We start from the raw sequence: 23,026 nt of genomic DNA, 5'->3' as shown, positions 1-23,026 counted from the left end.
GTGCGCCCTCGCCTGCGCCTGCCCGCCCTGGTCGTCGCCGCGTCGCTGCTGCTGCCGTCCTGCGGGATGGTCGGCGGCGGCGGCGACACCGTGACCGTCCACGCCACCTTCGACGACGTCGCCGACCTCGCCAACGGCGCGCCCGTCCACTACGCCGACGTGCTCGTCGGCCACGTCACCGACATCCGCCTCGACCGGACCGGCACCAGGGCCGAGCTCGTCCTCGAGGTGGACCGGGACGCCGACGTGCCGGCCAACGTCGAGGCCCGGGTGCGGCGGACGACCCCGCTCGGCGAGAAGTTCGTCGACCTGCGGCCGCTCGGCGACGTCGACGAGGGCGAGGCCCTGGCCGACGGGACCACCGTCGTCCGCACCGAGGTGGTGCCGGACGTGGAGCAGCTGATCGCCTCGGGCACCGACCTGTTCGCCGCGCTCAGCGCCTCGGAGATCGCCATCCTCCTCGACGAGGGGGCAGAGGCGTTCGGCGGCAAGGGCAAGCAGCTCCGCGAGCTGCTCGGCGACCTCGGCACCGTGGTCGAGGGCTACGCCGGTCGGACCAGGACGATCGAGCAGCTGATCGACGCCATCGACGAGCTGGCCGCCGCCACCGGGCCGGCGGCCGAGGCCAACGCCACCTCCATCGAGCACCTGGCCGAGACCACGCGGATCCTCGACGAGCAGGACGACCGGCTCTTCGACCTGATCCGGTCGCTGAACCGGCTGGCCGTCGAGGGCGGCAGCATCCTCGACGAGCACCTCGACGAGATGGCCGTCCAGATCGACGGGCTGCGGTCGGTGACGAGCGCCCTCGCCGCCGAGCAGCAGGCCCTCGGCGACCTCCTCGAGTTCACGCCCGCCCACAACGAGGCGCTGGAGCGGGGCGTGAAGGACGACTTCGTGCAGGTGCTGAACGACTTCGTGATCTGCGGGCTCCCCGGCGGCGGCGAGGACCCGTCGTCGCCGCTGAACAGCTGCTCGTACGTCCCGACGGCCCAGGGGGACGGGCGATGATCGGCCGCCGGGTGATCGTCAACCTGGTCGCCTTCCTCGTCCTCACCGGCGTGCTCATCGGCTACGGGGCGTTCACCCTCCTCGGCAACCCGCTCGACGACCCCCGCCGCATCAGCACGGTGCTGAGCGACGCCTCCGGCCTCCGCGAGGGGTTCAGCGTGGACCTCGACGGGGTGGTCGTCGGCGTGGTCGACGACATCGAGCTCGACCAGGACGGCGTGCGGGTGACCGTGGCCCTGGACGACGGCGTCGTCGTCCCGGGCGACGTGGAGGCCACCGTGGTGCGGGCCAGCGCCGTCGGCGAGCAGCGCCTGGAGCTGACCCCGACGGCCGGCGGGACCGCCCCGCCGCTCGGCGACGGCGACGAGGTGCCCGCCGCCGCCGACCACACCCCGCCCGAGCTGAGCGACGTGCTGCGGGTGGTCGTCGACCTCGTCGAGGCCATCCCCACCGAGGACCTGAACACCGTCGTCCACGAGGCGGCGACGGCCGTGCGGGACCGGGCCGACGACCTCCGCTCGCTGACGGCGAACACCGACGTGTTCAACCGGGAGCTGGTGGCCAACGAGGCCGACTTCCGCCGCCTGCTGGCCGCCGCCCCTCCGGTGCTCGACGCCGTCGCCGCCGTCGGGCCCGAGCTGCGGTCCGCCCTCGCCAACACGCGGGTGCTCTCCGAGGTGCTGGCCGAGCGCCGCTTCGACCTCGTCCACCTGATGCAGAGCGGCGCCGACCTCGGCGAGCAGGCCGGCGCCTTCCTCGACGCCGAGCTGCCCAACCTGGGGTGCCTCCTGTCCGACCTCGCCGACCTGTCGGCGTTCATGGACAGCGGCGACCAGCTGGCCGACCTGGACGAGAGCCTCGCCCTCAACCGCCAGTTCTTCGGCCCGGTCGACCTCATCGCGCCCGAGGGCCCGGCGATCGACGTCGGCCTCGGCGCCCCGGCCAGGAACGACCAGACCTGGCTGCGGGTGCGGACCCTCGTGCCGCCGGGCGAGCCCCCGGCCATCCCGTACGAGCCGAAGCGCCAGACCCCCGACACCAAGCCGGGAGCGGCGTGCGTGAGCGAGTTCGGGCCGGGCGTGCCGGCGGCCAGCCAGGTCGACCCCGTGCCGCCCCTCGAGGGTGGCGAGCTCGATCCCCCCGGCCAGGAGGAGGCGGCGGCGGCCGCCGGCCCGGCCGACGGCCCTGGCGCCGACGTCTCCTCGGCCCGGCAGGCATCCGACACCCGGACGGCGAACCCTACGAGCGTGCCGCTCGTCGTCCTCGGCGCCATCGCCCTGCTGGCCCTCCCGTTCGGTGGGTGGCGGGCGGGCGTCCGCCGCACCAGGAGGCAACCGTGACCGCCGCCGTCCGCCACCGCACCGCCGACCCCGAGCCCACCGTCGACCCCGATCGCGACGACGCCGAGCCGGCCGTCGCCCCGCCGTCCGGGCCCGGGCGGCGCCGCCTGCTGGTGCCGCTGCTGGCCGTCGTGGCCGCCCTCGGCCTGGTCGGCACGGCCGGGTTCGCCTGGGCCTGGAACGGCGAGCGCGCCGACGACGCCGCCCGGGCCGGCATGGCCAGCACGGCGCGCGACTTCCTCGTCGCCCTCACGAACTTCGACGGGGCCACCGTCGACCGGGACTTCGACGCCATCGTGGGCTACGCCACCGGCGACTTCGCCGCCGAGGCCGACCGCTTCTTCGGGTCCGACGTGCGGGCGGCCCTGAAGGAGGTGCAGGCGGCCAGCCGGGGCGAGATCCGCTCGCTCTACGTGCAGGACTTCACCGGCGACCGGGGCCGGGTGTTCGCGGTCGTCGACCAGACCATCGCCAACAACCGCTTCCCCGCCCCCCAGGCCGACGAGCTCCGCCTCGACCTCGGGCTCCAGCGCTCCGGTGGGTCGTGGATGGTCTACGACGTGAAGGTCCTCCAGGCCCCCCTCGACAGCGTCGCCGCCCAGGCGGCGGGCGGCGAGGGCCAGCCCTCCTCGGACGACTGAGCGCCCGACTGAGCCGGGTTGCGATCGGGTAGCCGGTCAGTAGGCTGCCCGCCCGCGACCAGCCGGGGTCGCGTCAGGCGGTGGCCGAGGGAGCGATGGCTGACGACGAGCTGCTCGAGGACGACGACTTCGAGGCCGAGAGCACCGAGGAGGAGCCGGCCGAGGACGACTTCGAGGAGGACGACCTCGAGGCCGACCTGGTCGACGAGGAGGACTTCGGCGACGACCTCGCCGACCCCCTCGACGAGGTGCTCGACGAGGAGGAGGACGAGGTCGCGGACCCCGCCGCGGCAGCGACGGCGACGCGCCCCCGCACGGCCACGAAGACGGCCGAGGACGAGACGGAGTCCGAGGACGACGAGGAGGAGGAGGTCGACCCCGACGACGTCGAGGCCGACCTGGACACCATCCTCAAGGACCGCATCGCGGCCACCGACGACGACGAGGACGACGAGGACGAGGCCGTCGACACCGAGGACCGCAGCGAGGCGGCCAACCGGATCCTGCCCCGCCGCCCCGGCGAGTTCGTCTGCCAGTCCTGTTTCCTGCTGAAGCACCCGAGCCAGCTCGCCGACCGGGAGCACCAGCTCTGCGCCGACTGCGTCTGACCCGTCCCTGACCCGCCGGCCCCGCCGCCTGCGGCCGGGTCGGGGTGGAACTTTGGGCGCGACGGGCGCCGGGTGGTAGGTGACGGGCGTGCGCTGCCCGTCCTGCTCGTCGGTGCTCCCGGACGGCGCCCGCTTCTGCCCGGCCTGCGGCACGGCCGTGGCGGCGGCGGCGCCGTCGCTCGGGGCCGCCGTCGAGGAGCGCCGCGTGGTGACGGTCGTGTTCGCCGACCTCGCCGGGTTCACCACCCTGGCCGAGGGCCGCGACCCGGAGGCCGTCAAAGAGCTGCTGGACCGGTGCTTCGGCGCGCTCGTCCCCGTGGTCGAGGGCCACGGCGGCCACGTGGACAAGATCATCGGCGACGAGCTGATGGCCGTGTTCGGCGCGCCGGTGGCCCACGAGGACGACGCCGAGCGGGCCGTGCGGTCGGCGCTCGGCCTCGCCGCCGCCCTCGAGGCGCCCGGGCCGGGGCTCGTCCTGCGGGTCGGGATCAACACCGGCGAGGTGCTGGCCGGGCCGGTCGGGCCGGGCGGCGCCTACACGGTCACCGGCGACACCGTGAACACGGCCCACCGCCTGGTGTCGGTGGCCCGGCCGGGCGAGGTGCTGGTGGGCGAGCGGACCTGGGCGGCCACCGTCGACGCCATCGCCTACGAGGCGAGGCCCGCGTACCACCTGCGGGGCAAGTCGGCCCCGGTGCGGGCCTGGGCCGCGGTCGGCACCCGCCGGGGCCCGGGCCGGGGCGCGCTCGGGCTCGGCGCGCCGCTCGTCGGCCGGGACGACGAGCTGGCCGTGCTGGCGGCCGAGGCCGAGCGGGCCTTCGCCGAGGGCCGGGCCGGCGTCGTCGCCGTCACCGGCGAGGCCGGGCTCGGCAAGACCCGCCTCGCCCTCGAGCTCGCCATCACCCTGTGGCGGTCGCGCCCCGAGTGCGAGCTGCTGTGGGCCGGCTGCGACCCCTACGGCGGGGCCGGCGCGCTCGACCCGCTGGCCGACCTCGTCCGCTCGGCGTTCGGGGTCGAGACCGGCGACCCGCGCCCGGCCCAGCACCACCGCCTGGCCGAGGGGCTCGGGCCGGTGGCGGCGGCCGTGGGCGCCGACGTCGCCGTCCTGACGGCGCGGATCGCCCAGCTTCTCGGCCTCGCCGAGCCGGGCCGGGGCGCGGCCGACGGCGGGCTCCCGGCGCGGGCCAGGGTGGCCGACGAGCTGGTGGGCGCCGTCCGCATCGTGCTCGAGGGGCTGGCCGCCACCCGGCCCGTGCTCGTCGTGTTCGACGACCTCCAGTGGGCCGACGACGCCGTCCTCGGGCTCCTCCGCCAGCTGGCCGGCCGGGGGCCGGGCCGCCCGCTGCTGGCCGTCGCCCTGGCCAGGGAGCTGCCGGCGGCCGCCGACTGGCCCGGCCCCGCCCTCGCCCTCGCCCCGCTCGACCGGGAGGCCGCCGCCCGCCTCCTCCACGGCCTGCTCGCCGGGCCCGGCGACCCGGCCGGGGTGGGCGCCATCGGCCCCGCCGCCGAGCGCCGCCTCCTCGACGCCGGCGGCGGCAACCCGCTGCTGCTCGAGGAGCTCGTGCGGTGGCTGTCGGAGACCGGCGCCATCACCGAGGTGGGTGGCCGGTGGCTGGCGGCGACCAACCTCGCCACCGTCGGCTTGCCCGACGGCGTCCGCTCCCTGATCGGCGCCCGCCTCGACGCCCTGCCCCTCCACCAGCGCCGGTTCCTCCAGGACGCGGCGATCGTCGGCCGGTCGTTCTGGCGGGAGGCGGTCGCCGCCCTCGACGACCACGCCGACGTCGACGGCACGGTCGACGCCCTCGTCACGAGGGGCGTCATCGAGCCTCACGCCGCCGACGACCCGGCCGGCGACCTCGCCTTCCGCCACGGGCTCACAAGCGAGGTGGCCTACGCGGCCGTCCCCCTCGGCGAGCGGGCCCGCAAGCACGCCAGGGTGGCCGCCTGGCTCCGGAACCGGTGGGGGCCGGAGGGCGAGGCGGCGGTGCTCGGCCTCGTCGCCCACCACTACGAGCGGGCCGTCGCCCTCGACCTCCAGCTCGGCCACACCGACCACGGGTTGGCCGCCACCGCCGTCGACCACCTCGTGCGGGCGGCCAGGGACGCCCACGCCAGGGACGCCCTCCGGGACGCGGACGGCTGGTACCAGCGGGCGCGCGACCTCGGCGCCCTGCCCGCCGGCCGCGACGCCCCCCACCCGGCCAGGGTGGCGCTCGAGCACGGCGTCGTGCTCGTCGGGCTGCGCCGCCTCGACGCCGCCGCAGCGGCCTTCGAGGAGGTGCTGGCCAGGGACGGCGACGGCGGGCCGATGACGGCCGAGGCCATCGCCCGCCTCGGGGCCGTCGACCGTCTGCGGGGCGACGTCGGCCGCAGCCGGTCCCGCTTCGAGGACGCCCAAGCCCGGTGGCGGGCCATCGGCGACCCGCTCGGCGAGGCCGCCACCCTGCGCCTCCAGGGCTGGGTCGAGGTGCTGGCCGGCCGGTCCCGGTTCGCCCTGCCCCGGCTGCTCCGGGCCCTCGACCTCGAGCGATCGGCCGGCGAGGAGACGGCCGAGACCCTCCAGTCCCTCGGGTGGTGCGAGTTCCAGCTCGGCTCGGTGCCCGCCGCGAGGGGCCACCTGTGGCGGGCGGCCGGCCGCTTCGCCGAGCGGGGCGACCCGGCCGGCATCGGCTGGTGCCTCGCCATCCTCGGGTTCACCCTGCTCCAGGAGGGCCGGGTGGCGCAGGCCGCCGACATCGGCGCCAGCCTGCGGGCCCAGGCCCGCTCCCAGGGCGACCCGTGGGCCGAGGGGATCTGCTCGCTGCTGCTGGCCGCCAGCGCGGCCGAGGCCGGCGACCTCGCCGAGGCCCGCCAACGGGCCGACGACGCCGACCGGCTGTTCGCCGAGCTGGGCGACCCGTGGGGCGAGGCCGCCGCCCTGCGGCTCAAGGGGACGGTGGCCCGGGCGGCCGGCGACCGGGCCGAGGCCCGGCGGTGGCTGGCGGCCGGGCTCGACCGGGCCAGGCGGGTCGGGGCGGCCGCCGAGGAGGCGAGGCTCCTGGCCGAGATCGCCGCCGTGGCGGCCGACGCCGGCGAGCGGGACGAGGCGGCCAGGGCGGCGAGGGCGGCGCTCGCCGTCGTGCGGGGCGGTGGCGGGGAGCGGGAGAGCGAGGTCCGGGCGCTCGTCGCGCTGGCCCGGGCGGTGGGGGAGGGGACCGACGACGCCCGCCTCCTGCTCGAGGAGGCGGTCGGGCTGCGGGGCGACGGCCCGGCGACGACGGCGTGGCGCCACGCGGCCGCTGCGCTCGCCCTGCTGGAGGCGGACGGCGGCGACGGCGCCAGGGCGCTCGCCCTCGCCGCCGAGGCGGCGGACGGCTCCGAGGAGAGCGCCGAGACCCGCGACCTCGCGGCGGCCGCGCTGTCGGCCGCGGTCGCCGCCGCGTCCGAACAGGGAGGCGCCCGGTCGATGGCGAAGGGAGCACCGTGACCTACCGAACGGTCGTCGTCGGGACCGACGGCTCGTCCACGGCCGAGGAGGCCGTCCGCCACGCCGGCGAGCTGGCCGCCCGGGCCGGCGCCCGCCTGGTCGCCGTCACCGCCTACCACCCGCACGGCGACGGCGACGGCGAGGTGGCCCCCGAGGACCTCCGTTGGATGGTCGGCGACCGGGCGACGGCCGAGGCCGAGGCGAGGAGGGCCCGGGCGCTCGCCGCCGAGCTCGGGGTCGCCGACGTGGTCGTGCGGGCCGAGCCCGGCGACCCGGCCGACGTGATCGTCGCCACCGCCGAGGAGTTCGACGCCGACCTCGTCGTCGTCGGCTCGAAGGGGCTCGGCACCCCGGCCACCCGCTTCCTCCTCGGCAGCGTCGCCGGCGCCGTGTCCCACCACGCGCCCTGCGACGTGCTCGTCGTCCACACCGCGCCGTAGCCCACGTTGGGAACCGGGCCCGGGCCGCGCCAGGATGGTCGGCCGTGAACGACGACAGCAAGACGCCGGTGGACTGGGCGCTCGACCTCCTCGTGTACGCGCCGCTCGGCCTCGCGCTCGAAGCCCGGTCGCTGCTGCCCCGCCTGGTCGAGCGGGGCCGCCAGCAGGTCACCGGGCAGGTGACGATGGCGAAGGTCGTCGGCCAGTTCGCCGTCCAGCAGGGCCGGGTGGAGGCGGAGAAGCGGCTGGCGACCGTGTGGGAGCAGGCCGAGGGCCTCCTCGGCCGCGACGGCGCCGCCCCCGCCCCTGCGGCGGCGCCGGCCCCGGCGCCCGCGGGGCGGGCCGACGAGGGCGCGCCGGCGGCCGAGCCGCCGCCCCCGGCCGAGCCGCCGGTGGTGACCCGGTCGGCGCCCGCCGTCGGCCAGCTCGCCATCCCGGACTACGACAGCCTGTCGGCGTCCCAGGTCGTGCCCCGCCTGGCCGGCCTGTCGCCCGACGAGCTCGAGGCGGTCGGGGCCTACGAGGCGGAGACCAGGGGTCGCAAGACGATCCTCAACCGCATCGCCCAGCTCCAGCGCTGACGTGGAGAGCGCCCGGCCCGCTCGGGCCGAGGACCTGGACCGCGTCGCCCAGCTGGCGGCCGAGGCGATCGCCGAGCTGGCCGTCGAGAAGGGCGGGGTCGTGTGGCGCCGGCGGGAGGCCCGGGCCGAGCCGGTCGGGCCGGGGCTGGCCGCCGCCCTCGACGACCCCGACCACCACGTGGTCGCCGGCTGCATCGGCGACGCCGTGATGGGCTACGGCGTCGTGAGGGCGGAGCGCCTGCGGGACGGCGACCTCCTCGGCGTGGTCACCGACCTGTACGTCGAGCCGGGGGCGAGGGGGATCGGCCTCGGCGAGGCGGTGATGGACGCGCTGATCGCCTGGTGCGAGGGGCGGGGCTGCGTCGGCGTCGACAGCGTGGCGCTGCCCGGCATGCGGGCGACCAAGAACTTCTTCGAACGGTTCGGGCTGGTGGCACGGGCGATCGTCGTCCACCGCCCGCTGGGCACGACCGGGGAGGACGGGTGACGGCGAGACCTGAGGTGTGCGTCGGGGCGGTGGTCGTCGACGACGGCCGGCTGCTCTTGATCCGCCGGGGCCACGGGCCGGCCGCGGGGTCGTGGTCGATCCCCGGCGGCCGGGTCGAGGCGGGCGAGACCCTGGCCGAGGCGGTGGTGCGAGAGCTGGCCGAGGAGACCGGCCTGGAGGGGGTGTGCGACCGGCTGGTCGGCTGGGTGGAGCGCATCGGCGAGGACCACCACTTCGTGATCCTCGATTTCGCCGTCACCCTGCTCGACTCGGGAGCGCCGGTGGCCGGCCACGACGCCGCCGAGGCCGCCTGGGTGCCGCTCGACGAGGTGGCCGAGCAGCCGCTCGTGGACGGCCTGGCCGAGTTCCTCCACGAGCACGGCGTCATCCCGACGATCGTGTAGCGGTCAGCGGCCCTTCCACTGCGGGGCCCGCTTCTCGATGAAGGCCAGCGGCCCCTCGGCGTAGTCCTCGGTGGCCGACAGGGCGACCATCGCCTCGGCCGACATGCGCCAGCCGACCGCCTCGTCCTGGTCCACGGCGGCGAGCAGCACGCGGCGGCTCTCCCGGACGGCGAGGGGGGCGTTGGCGCAGATCCGCTCCGCGAGGGCGAGTGCGTTGTCGAGGGCGGTGCCCGGCTCGCACAGCTGGTTGACGAGGCCGGCGGCGTGGGCCCGCTCGGCGGAGATCGGGTCGCCGGTGAGGACCATCTCCATGGCCAGGGTCCGGGGCAGGAGGCGCGGGAGGCGGAACAGGCCGCCGGCCGCGGCGACGAGCGACCGCTTCACCTCGGGCAGCCCGAAGCGGGCCGCCGTGGAGGCGACGATCAGGTCGCAGGCGATGGCGATCTCGCACCCGCCGGCGAGGGCCGGCCCGTCGACGGCGGCGATCAGCGGCTTGGCCCGCTCCCGCCGGACGAGCCCGGCGAACCCGCCCCGGGTGGTGCCGAGCGACGAGCCCTGCCCGGCGGCGATGGCCTTGAGGTCGGCGCCGGCGCTGAACACCGGCCCCTCGCCGGTGAGCACGCCGACCCACACGTCGTCGTCGCCCTCGAGCCGGTCGAGCGCGGCCTCGACCCCCTGGGCGACGTCGCCGTTCACGGCGTTGCGGGCCTCCGGCCGGTTCAGCCGGATGACCCCGACCCGCCCCCTGACCTCGTACTCGACGGCCACGGGACGGCCGCTACCCCTCGCCCCGCTCGTCCCCGCCGTCCGCCGGCTCGCCGCGCGGGCTCGCCTCACCGGCGCTCTCGGACGACGCGGCAGCGCCGGCGGGATCGCCCCCGTCGGCCGGCGCGTCGCCGGACCCGGCCGACGCCGTCGCCGCCCCCGCGGCCGCCGGCTCGCCGGTCCGGTCCGCCTTCGGTGCGGACTCCGCGACCGGCGCGTCGGCGGTCGCGGCCGTGCTGGCGTCCGACGGATGGGCGCCCGGTGCCGACCCTGCGGCCGGGGCGTCGGCGGACTCGGCCGACGCCGGATCCGGCTCCGCGGCGGGTGCCTCGGCGGTCTCCGCAGCCGGCGTCGGGCCGGTCGGAGCCGACCCGGTGTCCATCGCGTCGCCCGCCCGAGGACCGGGCTCGGCGGCGTCGCCGAGCGCTGCGTCGGCGCCCTGAACCCATCGGGCATCGGCGGCGTCCGGCGCGTCGGCGGTGTGAGCCTCACCCCCGCTCGGTGCGCCGTCGGTCTCCGGGGTCGCACCCTCCGACCCGGCGGCCGTCGTGTCGGCGGGCTCGCCCGAACCCGGGGACGGCGACCCGGCGGACTCGGCGGCCGGAGCCGCCGACGCCGCAGCCGGCGCGGTCTCGAGGGGCGCGTCGGCGGTCTCCGGCGACGCGTCTGCGGATGCGTCGGTCTTCTCGGGCGGCGCGTCTGCGGTCGCGGGCGCGGCGTCGGCGGGTGCGTCGGCGGTCTCGGTCGACGCGTCTGCGGGTGCGTCGGTCGTCTCGGGCGGAGCGCCGGGGCCGGACGTGGGCGCCGGGGTCCTGGGCGGGCCGCCGGCGGACTCGCCGTTGGCCCGGGCCGGGGGAGCGGGGCGGGGGGTGTCGCCGTTGCTGCCCGGCGGGCGGCGGCGGGGCTGGCCGGGTCCGCCGGCGGGGCGCTGGGGCGGCCGGCCCGGGCGGGTGGGACGGGCCGGGCGGGCCGGCGCCTCGATCCCGAACCGGCTGGCGATCTGGGGCACCCGGTCGGCGATCTTCCGCACGGCGGCGAGCAGCTCGGCGCCCGGCTCGGGCGGCACGCCGGCGGGCTCGACCGTCCGCCGCACCGGTGAGTAGGCGATGGCGTCGAGCACCGCCGCCCACCGGTCCTGGCTGACCTCGGCGGTCAGCGCCGCGTTCGCCTGCTCGGTGAGCTGGGCGACGACCTCGGGGGGGAGCGGCACACCGGCCTTGGGCGGCCGGCTGCTCAGGCGCAGCGCCCGCACGATCCGGCCGTCGGCCAGGGTGGCGGCCAGCTCGGCCTGCCACTCGGCGTGCTCCCGGTCCACCCTCGTGTTGAGCGAGTCCCGCAGGCGGGAGGCCAGCTCCCGGCTCTCCTCGTCCCGGGCCGCGTCGTCGGCGGCGACGACCACCGACCGCAGGTCCCGCAGGTCGACCTCGTCCACCTCGGCGAGCGCCGCCTCGGCCCGGTCCCGCCACTCGGCCGACCGAAGCCGCGGGTGCAGCTCCTCGGCCATGGCCAGCAGCGCGTCGGCCTTGACCTCCGGCTTGCCCTCCGACCGCAGCTGCTCGTTCTGGCGCTCGAGGGCCTGGCGGACCGCCGGGATGCCGCCGCTCAGCAGCTGCTCGGCGACCGGCCGCTGCTCGGGCGGCAGGTCGGCCAGCACGGCGTTGCGGTGCGTGCGGCCGGCCCGCAGGCGCTTGGGCTTGGGCTTCGGCTCGGGCGCCGGGCGCTCCGGCCGGGGGCGGCGCTCGCCACCCGGCGGGCGGCCCCGCCGCTCACCCGGACCACGCTCGCCGGCGCCGACCGGCGCACCCGCGCCCCGTCCCGGCCGGTCCGGCCTGGCCCCGCGGTCGGCTCGGTCGCCGCGGTCGGCGCGATCACCGCGATCCCCCCGCTCCCGCCGGTCGCCGCCGGGGCCCCGCTCGCCCCCCGGGCGGTCGCCGCCCGGGCGGTGGGGCCGGTCGCCCCGCGGCCGCCGGTCGGCGTCGCGGTCGCCGGGACGCCCGGGCCGGCCGTCGCGGTCGCCGTCGCGCCGCTCGCGCCGCCGGTCGCGGTCGCCGCGGCCCCGGGGCGCCAACGTGGTGGTGACCGGCTCGAAGTCCCGGCCAGAGGAGATCAGCTCCAGCCGCTCGGGCCCCTTGCGGTCCTCCTTGGGCGGCACCACGGAGACGACGGTGATCCCGTCGACGTCGAACTCCGCCTCGGCCCGCACGACGTCGCCGACCTTCGCCCCCGGGTACAGGATCGAGCCGTCGAGGACGCCCTTCGGCTGGCGGGCGCCGGCGGCGCGCCAGGTCCACGTGTTGTCGTCGCGCTCGCTCGTGAGCTCGACCTCGATCCTGCGCGCCATGATCGCCAACCTACTCGCCGTGGATCGGGCGCCCACACGGGTGGAGGGCGCCCCGCCGCCAGGGATTTCCTTGTCAGAAGCCGGTGTCGCCGAGCAGCGCGCTGACCGCTGCCCGGTACGACCGCTCCTCGACGGGCTTGCCCGACTTGAGCGTGTCCTTCTGCCACCGGTACAGCTCGCGGAACAGGGCGACCGGGTCGCCCCGGTCGAGCGCCGAGGCGACGCCCTTGGGGGGCGCCTCGCCCACCTCCGCCAGCCGCTCCTTCATCTCGCCGAGCCCCGCGAGGAACCGCTCGGTCTGCTCGAGCAGGGCCTCCTTGACCGTCGCCGGCTGGTTCGGGTCGCCGGCGACGAGGTAGGCGAGGCGCAGCGCGTCGTCGTACTCGCGCGACCCGCCGTAGTCCGCCGTCTGGGTGACCTGCACGGCGGGCATGCGCTCGACCCCGCCGTCCTTCAGCAGGGTGACGAGCAGGGGAGCGGCCGACTTCACCGCCGTCGCCCCCATCATCACGACCTCCGCCCCGCCGACCACGGCGGCCGCCGCGGCCAGCACCGGCGCCGGCTCCAGCCGGGCCCGCCGCCCGCCGCCGTCGCCGTCGCCCGCGGGCGCCAGCCGGCCGTCCTCGGGCGTCCACCGCCAGGGCCCGGCGTCGTCCATGGTGAGCGTGCCGATGCGGTAGCCGGGGAGGCGGACGTCGGTGTGGTCCTTGGCCAGGCCCCGCTCGCCGAGCGTCTCCCGGTAGGCGGTGCGGGCGTCGGCGACGTTCATGCCGTCCCACCGGCCCGTCTTGATCGCCGTGCCCTGCTTGATGACCGGTGGTGCCGGCCAGGACTCCGGGCTGTCCGACGCGCCCGTCGGCATCAGCGCGAACCGGATGGGCATGCCCACCGACCGGCCGAACTCGAGGTCGACCGCGTCGTGGGCCGGGTTGACGAGGACGGCGCCGGTGCCGAAGTCCGGCTTCACCCAGTCCGCCACCCACACGGGGAGCAGGTCGCCGGTGAGCGGGTGGCGCACGTAGAGGCCGGTGAACCAGGAGGGCCGGTCGTCCCACGGCACCCGCCCGCGGACGTACGGGTGGCCGTGGTGGACGGCGACGGCGCACGCGCCGGGGCACGGGCTCCAGTCCGTGATGAACACCTCGATGGCGTCGTCGCCCAACTCGTCCGGGAACGTGAACAGCGCGCCGGCCGACCGCCGCGCCGACTTGGCCATGCGGTTGGCGACCGACGACGGCCACTCCTTCAGCCCGTCCGTGGCCGTGCGGACGACCGCCTCGGACGGCACGTGGTCGACGGCGACCACCCCCGGCTCCCCGGTCGGCCGGAAGTGCAGCACGCCCCGGTCGGCCAGGGCGGCGACGACGGTGGCGAGGTCGGCCTCGGCCGGCTCGACGATCTCCCGCCCGTCCGTGCGGGCGAGGAACCCGGCCACGACGCGGCACCGCCGGGTCGTCGCCACGCTGGCCGGCGAGTCGTCGACGTCGTCCAGACAGGTGATCTTGGTCATTGTCACGACCCTACCTCGCCGTTCACACCGGCCCCTTCGCCGGTCATAGTGCGTCAGGCGCGGGCCGGGTCGGTCTGCACGACGAGGACGCCGGCGATGATGATGCACAGCGCCACGAGCACGGACAATCCGAGCGACTCGTCCAAGAACACCGCGGCCAGCACGACGGTATAGACGGGTACGAGGTTCAGGAACACGCTCGTCCGGGTCGGCCCGATCTCCTGGATGCTGTGGAACCACAGCATCAGCGCGAACACCGTGCCGAACGTCGCCATGTAGATGATCGGGATGTGGAGCATCTCGCCATTGAGGGGCGAGTGGCCGTTGCTGAGGAAGCTCCAGACGACGAGCAGCACCGACCCGATCCCGACCGAGTAGGCCGTCGCCACCCGGGGCTCGACCTCGGCGACCACCTTCTTCATGGCGATCGAGTAGACGGCCCAGCACACGGCGGCGGCGAGGAAGAGGAGGTCGCCGACGAGGTTGTCCGAGTCGAGCAGGCCGGCCGAGGAGTCGAGCGAGGCGAGGAACAGGTAGGCGACGCCGCTGAACGACACGAGCGAGCCGACCACCTTGCGGAGGGTCAGGCGGGTGCCGAGGACGGCCGACTCGAGCAGCGACGTCCACACCGGGATGGTGGCGATGATCAACCCGCCGCTCGACGCCAGCGACAGGTCGAGCCCGGCGAAGAACAGGACGTTGTAGAGGAACACCCCCGCCGACGAGGCGATCAGCAGGTAGACGCCGGTCGACGCCCGCCGGATGCGCACCGGGCGGATGACCCGGGCGACGAAGAGCAGGCCGAACACGAGCGTCGCCAGGGTGAAGCGCTGGGCGGCGACCTCGACGGGCGCCGACGTGCGGACGCTGCGGGCGCCGAACACGAAGATCCCGCTGAGCATGGCGGTGGCGGCCACGTTGCCCAGGTAGACGTGCCCGGCGGCCCGGGCCGGTGGCCTGAGGATGCCGAGCGCGCTCACCGGCGGGCGCCCACCACCGAGGTCGCGAAGGCGGTGAGGTCGTCGAGCACCTGTCGCTCGGTGAACAGGGCCCAGTGGCCGCCCGACGGGTAGACGACCAGGCGGGCGTCCCTGGCCAGGCCCGCGGCCGTCTCGCTCTTGCGGTAGGAGACCATCGTGTCGTCGACGCGCGCCGCGAACCAGGTGGGGCAGGCGAGCGTGGCGAGCACGGCGGCGGGGTCGTAGGCGCAGGCGCCCCGGGTGGCGCGCGCGAACCGCAGCAGGCCGTCGCCCGTCCGGTAGGGCGCGGTGAGCCGGCGGATCAGCGCCGGGTCGGCGTCGAGCCCGGGGATCGTCGTGTCGCCGCCCCGCAGGGTGAGCAGGTGATGGTACTCGGGGGCGAGCGCCTCGTCGGCGTCGATCGCCGCGCACATCGCGTAGACGGAGTTCCCGACCGACCCGCCGGGCGCGCCCTCGAAGAGGAAGGCGCCGTCGATCGACGCGAACGCCGTCGCCCGGGGGCCGAGCTCGGCCGCCAGGAACAGCCCGATCGTGGCGCCGGTGCACCAGCCGGCGACGACCGCGTCGTCCACGCCGAAGGCGTCGAGCACGGCGACCCCGTCGGCGGCGTGGGCCTCGACCGAGAAGTCGCCGGGACCGCCGGTGTCGGCCGGCCCGGGACTGCCCCGCAGCTCCCAGGTGAGGAAGTTGAGGCCGGCGTCCTCGACGTGCGCGGCCACCCCGTCGAGCAGGGGCGCCTCCATGCCGACGGCGTTGACGAACAGCAGGCTCGGCCGGCCCGGGTCGACCGCCGTCGAGCCGACCGTCAGCGCCGTCCCGCCCGACCGGACGGTGTCAACGGCCAGCGCCACGACCCAGCTCCTCCAGCTCGTCGGCCATCCGGTCGATGCCCTCGGCGAGGATCGCCTCGTCCGAGCTCAGGCTGATGCGGATGCAGTGGGTGCCGTGCGGGCCGACCGAGGCGGGGTCGACGAAGAAGTGCCGGCCGGGGACGACGAACACCTTGCGGGCCTTCATCCGCCGGTAGAAGTCGGCGTCGTCGAACCAGTCGTGGTCGAACCACAGCCAGCAGAACATGCCGCCGTCGCTCGTGTGCAGCCGCCAGTCCACCCACTCCGGCAGCCGCTCGGCGAGCAGCTTCTCGGCCGTCCGGCGCTTGCTCGCGTAGTACGGCGTGATGACGGACCCGACCGTGTGGTCCAGGTCGCCCGAGGCGAGCGCGTTGGCCAGCACGATCTGGGAGAGCTGGGGCGCGTGCAGGGCCGAGTTGGCGATGAACGACGTCATCGCCGTCGTGTACTCGGCCGCGCCCACGGCGAAGCCGATCCGCTCGCCCGGCATCCCCGCCTTCGACATCGTGAACAGGTTGATGACGTTGGGGTGCCACACGGGCGGGGACGGCGTGGCCGCCACCTGCGGGAACGGCTCGCCGTAGGCGTTGTCGACGACGACGGGCACGCCCCTCGCCTCGGCGATGCGGACGATGGCGTCGAGCTCCTCGGGGTCGGCCGCCCGGCCCGTCGGGTTGCTCGGCGTCGACAGCAGGAACATGCCGACGTCCTCGACCCGCTCGAGCGCGTCGAGGTCGACGACGTAGCGGAAGCCGCGGTCGCCGTCGGTCTCGATCCTCGGCGGGACGCCGACGATGCCGCCGGCGTGCATGCACACGCCCTGGTAGCCGGTGTAGTCGGGCACGACGGGCAGCACGATGCGGCGCAGGCCGGCGTCGCTCGGCCCCGCGTACAGCGCGGCCGCGACGAAGCAGAGCATCTGGCTGCCCGGCCCGACGACGACGTTGTCGGGGAGCAGCCCCCACCGGTAGCGGTCGTCGAAGTAGCGGACGATGGCGTCGAGGAGCGCCTCGGCCCCCCGCGACGGCCCGTACTGGCAGCTGACCGCCTCGAACTTCGAGGCCAGCGCGTCGGCCGTCAGCCGCCGCCACATGGCGATCACCTCGGGGATCGCCGCCGGGTTGCCGATGCTCAGGTTGAGCCACTCACGGTCGAGCGGGTCGGTGATCGTCGTGGCGACGTCCTGCATGATCGCCCGGAGCCCCGACGGGCTCGTCATCTTCGCTCCGCAGAGCGACAGCAGCGCCATCCCCGTCGCCGCCTCGGCTCGCCGCGCCGGCTACTTCGCCGCCGCGTGCTCGAGGTAGCCCGAGATGCCGGCGACGGTCGAGTGCCGGAACAGGTCGTCCATCGGCACCTCGACGCCGAGCTCCTCGCTGATGCGGGTCTGGATCCTCGCCATCACCAGCGAGTGGCCGCCCAGGTCGAAGAAGTCGTCGTCGTCGGAGAACTCGCCGAGGTCGAGCTCCTTGCGCCAGATGCTGCGGATGGTGTCGGCCACCATGTCGGGGTCCTTTCCGAGCGGGGCCGCCGCGCCGGCTGGCGGGCGGCGGCCGTCACCGCTCTCGATCGTCGGGGCGGGCCGCGCCGCTCAGCGCGGGAAGTTCGTGGTGAACGGCTCGCCGAGGTTGTTGTGGGTCCTGATCCGGTTGTGGTCGTAGTCGTTGCGGCCGGCGACCAGCACGCTCCCGTAGTTGCTCAGGTCGAAGCGGGCGCCGTGGGCCGTGAACCAGTCCTGCTCCGGGTAGACGCGGACGTGGGTCGGCACGTACCGCCCGGCGATGGCGAACCGGGTCTGGCGCTCGGTGCGGTTGGGGAGCGAGCCGTGGACGCAGTTGGCGGTGAAGATCACGGCCTCGCCCGGCTCCATCACGAGGTTGACGACGTCCTCGTCCGGCGGCACCCAGGACGGGTCGATCTTGAAGTCCGAGAACTCGTAGCCGAAGAACTGGGTGTCGACCTCGTTGACGTCGTACTCGCCGGTGCGGCCCCTCGCCGTCGCCTTGCGCTCGTCGAAGTACCAGTGCTTGTGCGACCCGCGCATGAACCGCATGCAGCCGGTCTCGAGCGTCGCCGGCGTGAACGTCGTCCACACCGTGATGTCGATGAACGCGTTCCACTCGGTCTCGGTGGGCAGCAGCTGCGGGTTGCCGTTAGCGTAGCTGTAGTCCCGCACCTGGTGCCACTCCGTGCCCTCCGAGCCCGGGAACTTCGGGAAGAACTCGGTGCGCCACAGGAGCACGTCGGGCCCGAGGATGCCCTGGAGGTACCGGGCGATGGTCGGGTGGCAGACGTGGCGGGACAGCAGCGAGATGTCGAAGTGGCGGTCGTAGTTGACGCTGTTGTGGTAGAGCGCGTTCTCCCGCCGCTGGTTCTGCACCCGGATCTCGCGGATCATCTCCGTCGCCTCGTCCGGCTCGTAGAGCTTGATCGGCCCCAGGAAGCCGTCGGCCTCGAACCGGGCGATGTCGTCGCGGATGTCGTCGTCGACGACGGCGTCGCGGGCGACGTGGGGCGTGGGTGCGGGCAGCTGGGCAGCGTCGGTCATCTCGTCCTCGATTCCTGAGGTGGTGGTCGTCGGTCGGGCGGCCGTCACGACGCGGAGGCGCCGATCGGGGCCCGGGTGGCGGGCGTGCGGGACAGGGCGGCGCGGTCGACCTTGCCGTTCGGGGTGAGCGGGAAGCGGTCGACCACGACGAAGGAGCGGGGGACCATGTGCCGGGGGAGCAGGGCGGCGGCCTCGGCCCGCAGGGCCGGCTCGTCGGACTCGCCGTCGTAGGTGGCCGACAGGATGACGTGGGCGACCAGGTCGGTCTCGCCCTGCTCGTCCTTGACGGCGACGACGACGGCGTCGTGGATGCGCTCGCTGCGGCGCAGGGTGGTCTCGACGTCGCCGAGGTCGATGCGCATCCCGCGCACCTTCACCTGGTCGTCGACCCGGCCGATGCAGGCGATGGCGCCGTCGGGGCGGAGCCGGCCCAGGTCGCCCGTGCGGTAGAGGCGCTCGACGCCGACGGCCGGCGCCGGCACGAAGCGGGTGCGGGTCAGCGCCTCGGCGTTGAGGTAGCCGGCGCCGACCCCCGCCCCGGCGATGCAGATCTCGCCGACGTCGCCGTGGGCGACGGGCTGCAGGTCCTCGTCGAGGAGGTGGATGTCGGTGTTGTGGATCGGGCGGCCGATGGGCACGCCGGTCTCGGTGTAGCCGGCGAAGTCCTCGAGCACGTGGAACGTCGACACGTCGCTGCACTCGGCCACGCCGTAGACGTTCACGAGCCTGCCCTGGCGCTCCGGCCGGTTCGGCCAGTCCCGCACCCGGCGGGCCGAGAGCGGCTCGCCGCCGACGAACACGTACTGGACGGTGTCGAGCGCGCCCGTGTCGTGGGACGCCTCGCGCTCCATCATCAGGTAGAGGGCGCTCGGCGCGCAGTGCAGGGTCCGGATCCCGAGCCGGGCGACCAGCCGGTTGGCCAGCATGGCGTCGAAGTTGCGGCTGGGCAGCAGGTGGAGCGTGGCGCCGGTGAACAGCGGCGTCATGAGGCTGCGCTGGCTGATGTCGAAGCCCATCGAGCTGATGTGGAGGTTGCTCGACCAGTCGTCGAGGCCGAAGTCGGCCCGCAGCCAGCTGAGCAGGTTGTGCCAGCCGGCGTGGCGCACGGCGGTCGCCTTGGGCGGCCCCGTCGACCCGGACGTGAACACGACGTAGCAGAGGTCGTCGCCGGTGACCCGGCGCTGCGGGTTGGTCGTCGGGAACGTCGCCAGGCCGGGCGCCACGGCGTCGACGTCGAGGACCTGCGCCTCGGCCCGGTCGACGAGGGACCGGGTCCGCGTCGAGGCGACGACCCACTCCATCGTGTCGAGCTGGGCGGTCATCAGCGCCAGCCGCTCGTCCGGGTACGTCGTGTCGAGCGGGGAGTAGGCCGCGCCCGCCTTCAGGATGCCGAGGATGCTGGCGACGAGCTCGGGGGAGCGGTCGAGGCAGACGCCGACGACCGACCCGGGACCGACGCCGTTGGCGACGAGGAAGTGGGCGAGCTGGTTGGCCCGCTCGTTCAACTGACCGTAGGTGAAGGCCCGTTCCCCGCAGGTGACCGCGAGCCGTTTCGGCGCGCGCTCCGCATGGAGCTCGAAGCTCCGATGGGCGACGGGCTCCGTCGCCTGATCGGTCCGCTGACCGTATATGGGCACGCTCGAATCCCCCCCGAAAGCTCCATGGACGCGCGGTTGGGGCGCGCGAAGGAGCGATCATTCGCCACTACCGAGGTGTCAATGCCGGCCGCGAAGGGGGGACCGACGAACCGATGGACGCACGAAACGCCCGCCTGCCGCCGACACCGCCTCCGGACCCGGAGTTGCTCCGATCCCTTCCGCTCTTCCGAACGCCGTCCCCTGCCCTTTCCCACCCGTCGTGACGGCGACACGACGCAACGTCCGGGGCCATTCTCGGCACCGAATCGGCGGCCCCGGCAATGGCGGCGACCGAATCGTCACACGATCGCAACCTAGAAGGGCACCAAAGCCCCGGCGCGGCGGAGAGCGGCGAGAGGGGCGGACAGGATGGACGGCGTGGACCTGACCGAGTTGCATGTCGACACGACCGGCCGGGAGGTCGTCGACCTCACCGGCGACGCCGAGGAGTTCTGCCGGGGACGGGGCGACGGGCTGCTGTCGGTGTTCGCACCGCACGCCACGGCGGGCGTGGCGATCATGGAGACGGGGTCGGGCTCGGACGAGGACCTGCCCGACCTGCTCGACCGCCTGCTGCCGCGCGACGACCGCTACCGGCACCGCCACGGCTCACCGGGCCACGGCGGGGACCACCTCCTGCCCGTGCTCGTCGCACCCTCGCTGACGGTGCCCGTGCAGGGGGGCCGGCCGCTGCTCGGGACCTGGCAGCGGGTCGTCCTCGTCGACCGCAACCGGGACAACCCCCGCCGACGGGTACTGCTCGGGTTCCTCGCCGGGTAGGGCATCGGGCATGAGCGACCAGACCACGGGCGATCCCGAGCAGAGCCAACCGGGCCTCGACCCGGCGATGGGGTCGGGCGGCTCGAACACGGGCCTCGAGGGCACCGGCGACGCCGACCTCAGCCAGCCGGCCGGCGACCCGTCGATGGGCGGCGACGACGTCGACGCCGGCGAGCCCCGCGAGGGCCGCAGCTGATGTCCGACGCCGACACCCCGAGCACCGCCGACCCGGCGGAGGTCCGGCTGCCGGAGGACCCGTCGCTGGTGGACGTGTCGCCCGACGAGGCGCTGGCGCCCGACGAGGGGGCGGGCGCCTCGATGGGCGGCGACGTCCGGCCCGGCGACGGCGCCGGCGACGACGACGGAATGGCCGGCGGTTGACCGAACACGAGGAGACGACGACATGCCGATGAGCAGCGCCAAGCCGATGAAGGGACGCATGCGCCGGGCCGCCGAGCGGCTCCTGCGCCGCAAGGGCGGCACCGACGACCAGCGCCAGGCCGCCCAGCGCCGCCTGGGCCGCCGCCTGCGAACCCGCTAGTCCCGTCCGCCGCTCGGCGCACCGGGCGGCGGCCAGGTCCTCGACGAAGGGGCGGCGTTCCCGCACGGGGCGCCGCCCTCGTCGTGTCGTCCCGCGTCTCCGCCCTGACCGCCCAGAATCCTCGTTACGTAAAGTTGATCGTGCGACCGGGCGCTCGGCGGCCCTTCGGTGTCACACCCCCCTGGTACACCTGCGCCCATGACGCGGACGCCGGGTGAGAAGCAGGCCCTCCACGACTCGATGAACCTGCACCGGGACATCGTGCTCTGGCGGCTGGACGGGCTGAGCGACGACGACGCCTGCCGGCCGATGACGCCGTCGGGCACGAACCTGGCCGGGATGGTGAAGCACCTGGCCGCCGTCGAGTACTCGTGGTTCTGCACGACGTTCGGGCGCCCCACCGAGCCGCTGCCCTTCGACGAGGACGACGAGGACGCCGACCTGCGGCTGGCGCCCGGCGAGACCGTCGCCGACGTCGTCGCCTTCTACGGCCGGGCCCGCGCCGCCGCCGACCGGACCATCACCGAGCTCGACCTCGACGCCACGGGGGCGTCGTGGGCGGGCGACACCGTGTCGCTGCGGTGGGTCCTCGTCCACATGATCGAGGAGACCGCCCGCCACGCCGGCCACATGGACATCCTCCGCGAGCTCATCGACGGCCAGACCGGCCACCGCCCACCCGGCTGGTCCCCCGGCTGACCTCCCGGCCCGGCCGGTCACGCCGGCCGGCCGAGCCATAGGCGGGCCGTGTCCCGGCGCGCCCCGTCGGCGAGCAGTGTCCCGGCGCGCCGCCGTTGGTGAGCGGTGTCCCGGCGCGCCGCCGCCCGGCCAGCGGTGTCCCGCCGCGCCACCGCCCGGCGAGCAGTGTCCCGCCGCGCCACCGCCCGGCGAGCAGTGTCCCGGCGCGCCCGCGGTGGGGACGGCGGCCGGGCTAGGCGTCGTCCGGGCCGCCCTCGAGCTCGTCGAGGCGCTCGAGGAGGACGGGAGCGCCCTCGCTCAGGGTCACCCAGACCTCGTCGTGGTCGACCCGGGTGTCGCCGGTCGCCTCGGGGGCGCGCCGGTCGAGCCAGTCGTCCCGCTCGCCGCCGAACACGGCCGAGGCGACGTCGTCGGGCAGGGTGTCGGCGGCCTGCCCGACACGGGCGAGCACGGCCTCGGCGGCGAGGCGCAGCAGGCGGTCGCCGTCGTAGGCCCGGCGGCCCCGGAACACGAGGTCGGCCGCCGAGACGAGGTCCTCACGCAGCGTGCCGAGGACGTCGTCGGACGGGCGGCGGGCGAGGCTCATCCCGGCCTCAGGCTCCCCCGTCCCCGTCGAAGCGGGCCGACCGGCCCGCCACGATCTCGGCCTCCTCGTCGGCCGCGTCCTCGGCCAGGAACCACGGCTCCGCGTTCACGTCCTTCAGCTCGGCGGCCGACCGCTTGAAGTCGAACTCGTCGTCGCGCCGGCGGCGGAGGGGTGCCACGGGACCAGTGTGTCACCCGATGACCCGGTCGAGGAGGCCGGAATCGCCCGGCCAGGCCGCTTCCAGTACGGACCTCGGGATGCGGCGGGCCGCCCACCGCAGCGCGAGGGCCACCACGACCAGGTCGTCGAGGGGCCCGAGCACCGGGATGAACTCCGGCACGAGGTCGATCGGCGAGGCCACCCAGAGTGCGGCGAGGGCGACGACGACCTTCGCCCGCCGGGGCACGTCGGGGTGCCGGGCGAGGCGCCGGACCGTCACGAGGGCGGCCGGCACGACGATCGCCGCGTCCCGCAGGGGACCGGGCGGCAGGCGGCGGGCGGCGACGGCCAGCAGCACCCACCCGAGCACGACCAGCCCCGCGACCACCGCTCCCAGCACGAGCAGCCGCTCCCCCACACCCCCAGCGTGCCAGCGCCCGGGCCCGAAGCCGCGGGTGGGCAACCGGAAGGGCGGGCGAGGTGGGCCCTCGCCGCCGGCCTCGCGACGCTGGCCGGCAGCCCGCCGGGCCGAGGGCCGACACGGGCCGGCCTGCGCCGCCGGCCTCGCGACGCCGGGCCGGCGCGGGCCAGCCTCCGCCGCCCGCCCTCGGGACCCGGGCCGCAGCCCGCTGGGCCGGAGGACCGGCG

General features: G+C 75.8%; 26 protein-coding genes. 14 read left to right on the top strand and 12 right to left on the bottom strand.

Translation table 11 applies throughout. The annotated features are described in order from the left end of the window. From VGB14_02910 to VGB14_02870, 9 genes are all read left to right on the top strand, one after another. Positions 1-1,011: an MlaD family protein gene (locus VGB14_02910; GenBank protein HEX9991856.1), complete on the top strand. Its 1,011-nt coding sequence runs from the start codon at positions 1-3 to the stop codon at positions 1,009-1,011. After that, the gene (locus VGB14_02905; GenBank protein ID HEX9991855.1) at positions 1,008-2,351 is read left to right on the top strand and encodes an MCE family protein; all 1,344 of its coding nucleotides are present in this window, start codon (positions 1,008-1,010) and stop codon (positions 2,349-2,351) included. The genes VGB14_02910 and VGB14_02905 overlap by 4 nt, the downstream gene beginning before the upstream one ends. Further along, positions 2,348-2,992, top strand: coding sequence for a hypothetical protein (locus VGB14_02900; protein HEX9991854.1), 645 nt, complete (start codon positions 2,348-2,350; stop codon positions 2,990-2,992). The genes VGB14_02905 and VGB14_02900 overlap by 4 nt, the downstream gene beginning before the upstream one ends. A 95-nt stretch (positions 2,993-3,087) precedes the next feature. Beyond that, positions 3,088-3,600: a DUF4193 family protein gene (locus tag VGB14_02895; protein ID HEX9991853.1), complete on the top strand. Its 513-nt coding sequence runs from the start codon at positions 3,088-3,090 to the stop codon at positions 3,598-3,600. Positions 3,601-3,688: 88 nt separating this feature from the next. Continuing rightward, positions 3,689-7,069, top strand: a complete 3,381-nt coding sequence (locus VGB14_02890; GenBank protein HEX9991852.1) for an adenylate/guanylate cyclase domain-containing protein — start codon at positions 3,689-3,691, stop codon at positions 7,067-7,069. Continuing rightward, positions 7,066-7,509, top strand: coding sequence for a universal stress protein (locus VGB14_02885; GenBank protein HEX9991851.1), 444 nt, complete (start codon positions 7,066-7,068; stop codon positions 7,507-7,509). Before VGB14_02890 ends, VGB14_02885 begins: the two co-directional genes overlap by 4 nt. A 44-nt stretch (positions 7,510-7,553) precedes the next feature. Further along, complete coding sequence (locus tag VGB14_02880; GenBank protein HEX9991850.1) at positions 7,554-8,090, top strand: hypothetical protein; 537 nt, start codon at positions 7,554-7,556, stop codon at positions 8,088-8,090. 1 nt (position 8,091) lies between these two features. After that, positions 8,092-8,577, top strand: a complete 486-nt coding sequence (locus VGB14_02875; protein ID HEX9991849.1) for a GNAT family N-acetyltransferase — start codon at positions 8,092-8,094, stop codon at positions 8,575-8,577. Beyond that, entirely contained in the window at positions 8,574-8,981 is a 408-nt protein-coding gene (locus VGB14_02870; protein ID HEX9991848.1) for an NUDIX hydrolase, read from the top strand. Before VGB14_02875 ends, VGB14_02870 begins: the two co-directional genes overlap by 4 nt. A gap of 3 nt (positions 8,982-8,984) precedes the next feature. On the opposite strand, the gene VGB14_02865 is transcribed toward VGB14_02870, so the two are convergent. The 9 genes from VGB14_02865 to VGB14_02825 all read right to left on the bottom strand — a co-directional run bounded on the left by VGB14_02865 (position 8,985) and on the right by VGB14_02825 (position 19,613). Next, complete coding sequence (locus VGB14_02865; protein ID HEX9991847.1) at positions 8,985-9,749, bottom strand: crotonase/enoyl-CoA hydratase family protein; 765 nt, start codon at positions 9,747-9,749, stop codon at positions 8,985-8,987. Positions 9,750-9,759: 10 nt separating this feature from the next. Next, on the bottom strand, positions 9,760-12,087 hold the full coding sequence (locus VGB14_02860) for a hypothetical protein (protein HEX9991846.1): 2,328 nt from the start codon (positions 12,085-12,087) through the stop codon (positions 9,760-9,762). 73 nt (positions 12,088-12,160) lie between these two features. Next, complete coding sequence (locus VGB14_02855) at positions 12,161-13,597, bottom strand: hypothetical protein (protein ID HEX9991845.1); 1,437 nt, start codon at positions 13,595-13,597, stop codon at positions 12,161-12,163. A 53-nt stretch (positions 13,598-13,650) separates the two neighbouring features. Then, complete coding sequence (locus VGB14_02850; GenBank protein ID HEX9991844.1) at positions 13,651-14,577, bottom strand: DMT family transporter; 927 nt, start codon at positions 14,575-14,577, stop codon at positions 13,651-13,653. After that, positions 14,574-15,428: a hypothetical protein gene (locus tag VGB14_02845; GenBank protein ID HEX9991843.1), complete on the bottom strand. Its 855-nt coding sequence runs from the start codon at positions 15,426-15,428 to the stop codon at positions 14,574-14,576. The genes VGB14_02850 and VGB14_02845 overlap by 4 nt, the downstream gene beginning before the upstream one ends. Next, positions 15,412-16,677: a valine--pyruvate transaminase gene (locus VGB14_02840; GenBank protein ID HEX9991842.1), complete on the bottom strand. Its 1,266-nt coding sequence runs from the start codon at positions 16,675-16,677 to the stop codon at positions 15,412-15,414. The genes VGB14_02845 and VGB14_02840 overlap by 17 nt, the downstream gene beginning before the upstream one ends. Before the next feature lie 30 nt (positions 16,678-16,707). After that, on the bottom strand, positions 16,708-16,932 hold the full coding sequence (locus VGB14_02835; GenBank protein ID HEX9991841.1) for an acyl carrier protein: 225 nt from the start codon (positions 16,930-16,932) through the stop codon (positions 16,708-16,710). Between the two features lie 87 nt (positions 16,933-17,019). After that, positions 17,020-18,024, bottom strand: coding sequence for a chlorinating enzyme (locus tag VGB14_02830; GenBank protein ID HEX9991840.1), 1,005 nt, complete (start codon positions 18,022-18,024; stop codon positions 17,020-17,022). Beyond that, positions 18,021-19,613: an amino acid adenylation domain-containing protein gene (locus VGB14_02825; GenBank protein ID HEX9991839.1), complete on the bottom strand. Its 1,593-nt coding sequence runs from the start codon at positions 19,611-19,613 to the stop codon at positions 18,021-18,023. The genes VGB14_02830 and VGB14_02825 overlap by 4 nt, the downstream gene beginning before the upstream one ends. Before the next feature lie 369 nt (positions 19,614-19,982). Here VGB14_02825 and VGB14_02820 point away from each other — a divergent pair, with 369 nt between their 5' ends. From VGB14_02820 to VGB14_02800, 5 genes are all read left to right on the top strand, one after another. After that, positions 19,983-20,393 carry a YjbQ family protein gene (locus tag VGB14_02820; GenBank protein HEX9991838.1) on the top strand — a complete coding sequence of 137 codons (411 nt, stop codon included), beginning with the start codon at positions 19,983-19,985 and terminating at the stop codon, positions 20,391-20,393. Between the two features lie 10 nt (positions 20,394-20,403). Further along, a complete protein-coding gene (locus VGB14_02815) occupies positions 20,404-20,589 on the top strand; it encodes a hypothetical protein (GenBank protein ID HEX9991837.1) in 186 nt (61 codons plus the stop codon). Further along, positions 20,589-20,774 (top strand): hypothetical protein, encoded by a 186-nt coding sequence (locus VGB14_02810; protein ID HEX9991836.1) that lies wholly within the window; start codon positions 20,589-20,591, stop codon positions 20,772-20,774. The genes VGB14_02815 and VGB14_02810 overlap by 1 nt, the downstream gene beginning before the upstream one ends. Before the next feature lie 22 nt (positions 20,775-20,796). Then, positions 20,797-20,934, top strand: coding sequence for a hypothetical protein (locus VGB14_02805; protein ID HEX9991835.1), 138 nt, complete (start codon positions 20,797-20,799; stop codon positions 20,932-20,934). 198 nt (positions 20,935-21,132) lie between these two features. Then, a complete protein-coding gene (locus tag VGB14_02800) occupies positions 21,133-21,633 on the top strand; it encodes a DinB family protein (GenBank protein HEX9991834.1) in 501 nt (166 codons plus the stop codon). Positions 21,634-21,865: 232 nt separating this feature from the next. On the opposite strand, the gene VGB14_02795 is transcribed toward VGB14_02800, so the two are convergent. Genes VGB14_02795 through VGB14_02785 form a run of 3 tightly spaced genes read right to left on the bottom strand, consistent with a single transcriptional unit; the run spans position 21,866 to position 22,796 of the window. Continuing rightward, the gene (locus VGB14_02795) at positions 21,866-22,219 is read right to left on the bottom strand and encodes a hypothetical protein (GenBank protein HEX9991833.1); all 354 of its coding nucleotides are present in this window, start codon (positions 22,217-22,219) and stop codon (positions 21,866-21,868) included. Between the two features lie 7 nt (positions 22,220-22,226). Then, positions 22,227-22,397: a hypothetical protein gene (locus tag VGB14_02790; protein HEX9991832.1), complete on the bottom strand. Its 171-nt coding sequence runs from the start codon at positions 22,395-22,397 to the stop codon at positions 22,227-22,229. 12 nt (positions 22,398-22,409) lie between these two features. Beyond that, positions 22,410-22,796, bottom strand: coding sequence for a DUF1232 domain-containing protein (locus VGB14_02785; protein ID HEX9991831.1), 387 nt, complete (start codon positions 22,794-22,796; stop codon positions 22,410-22,412). Between the last annotated feature and the right edge of the window lie 230 nt (positions 22,797-23,026).

It is taken from the genome of Acidimicrobiales bacterium (assembly GCA_036399815.1).
In the GTDB taxonomy this organism is placed as follows: domain Bacteria; phylum Actinomycetota; class Acidimicrobiia; order Acidimicrobiales; family DASWMK01; genus DASWMK01.
This window is presented reverse-complemented; position numbering and strand designations above follow the sequence as displayed.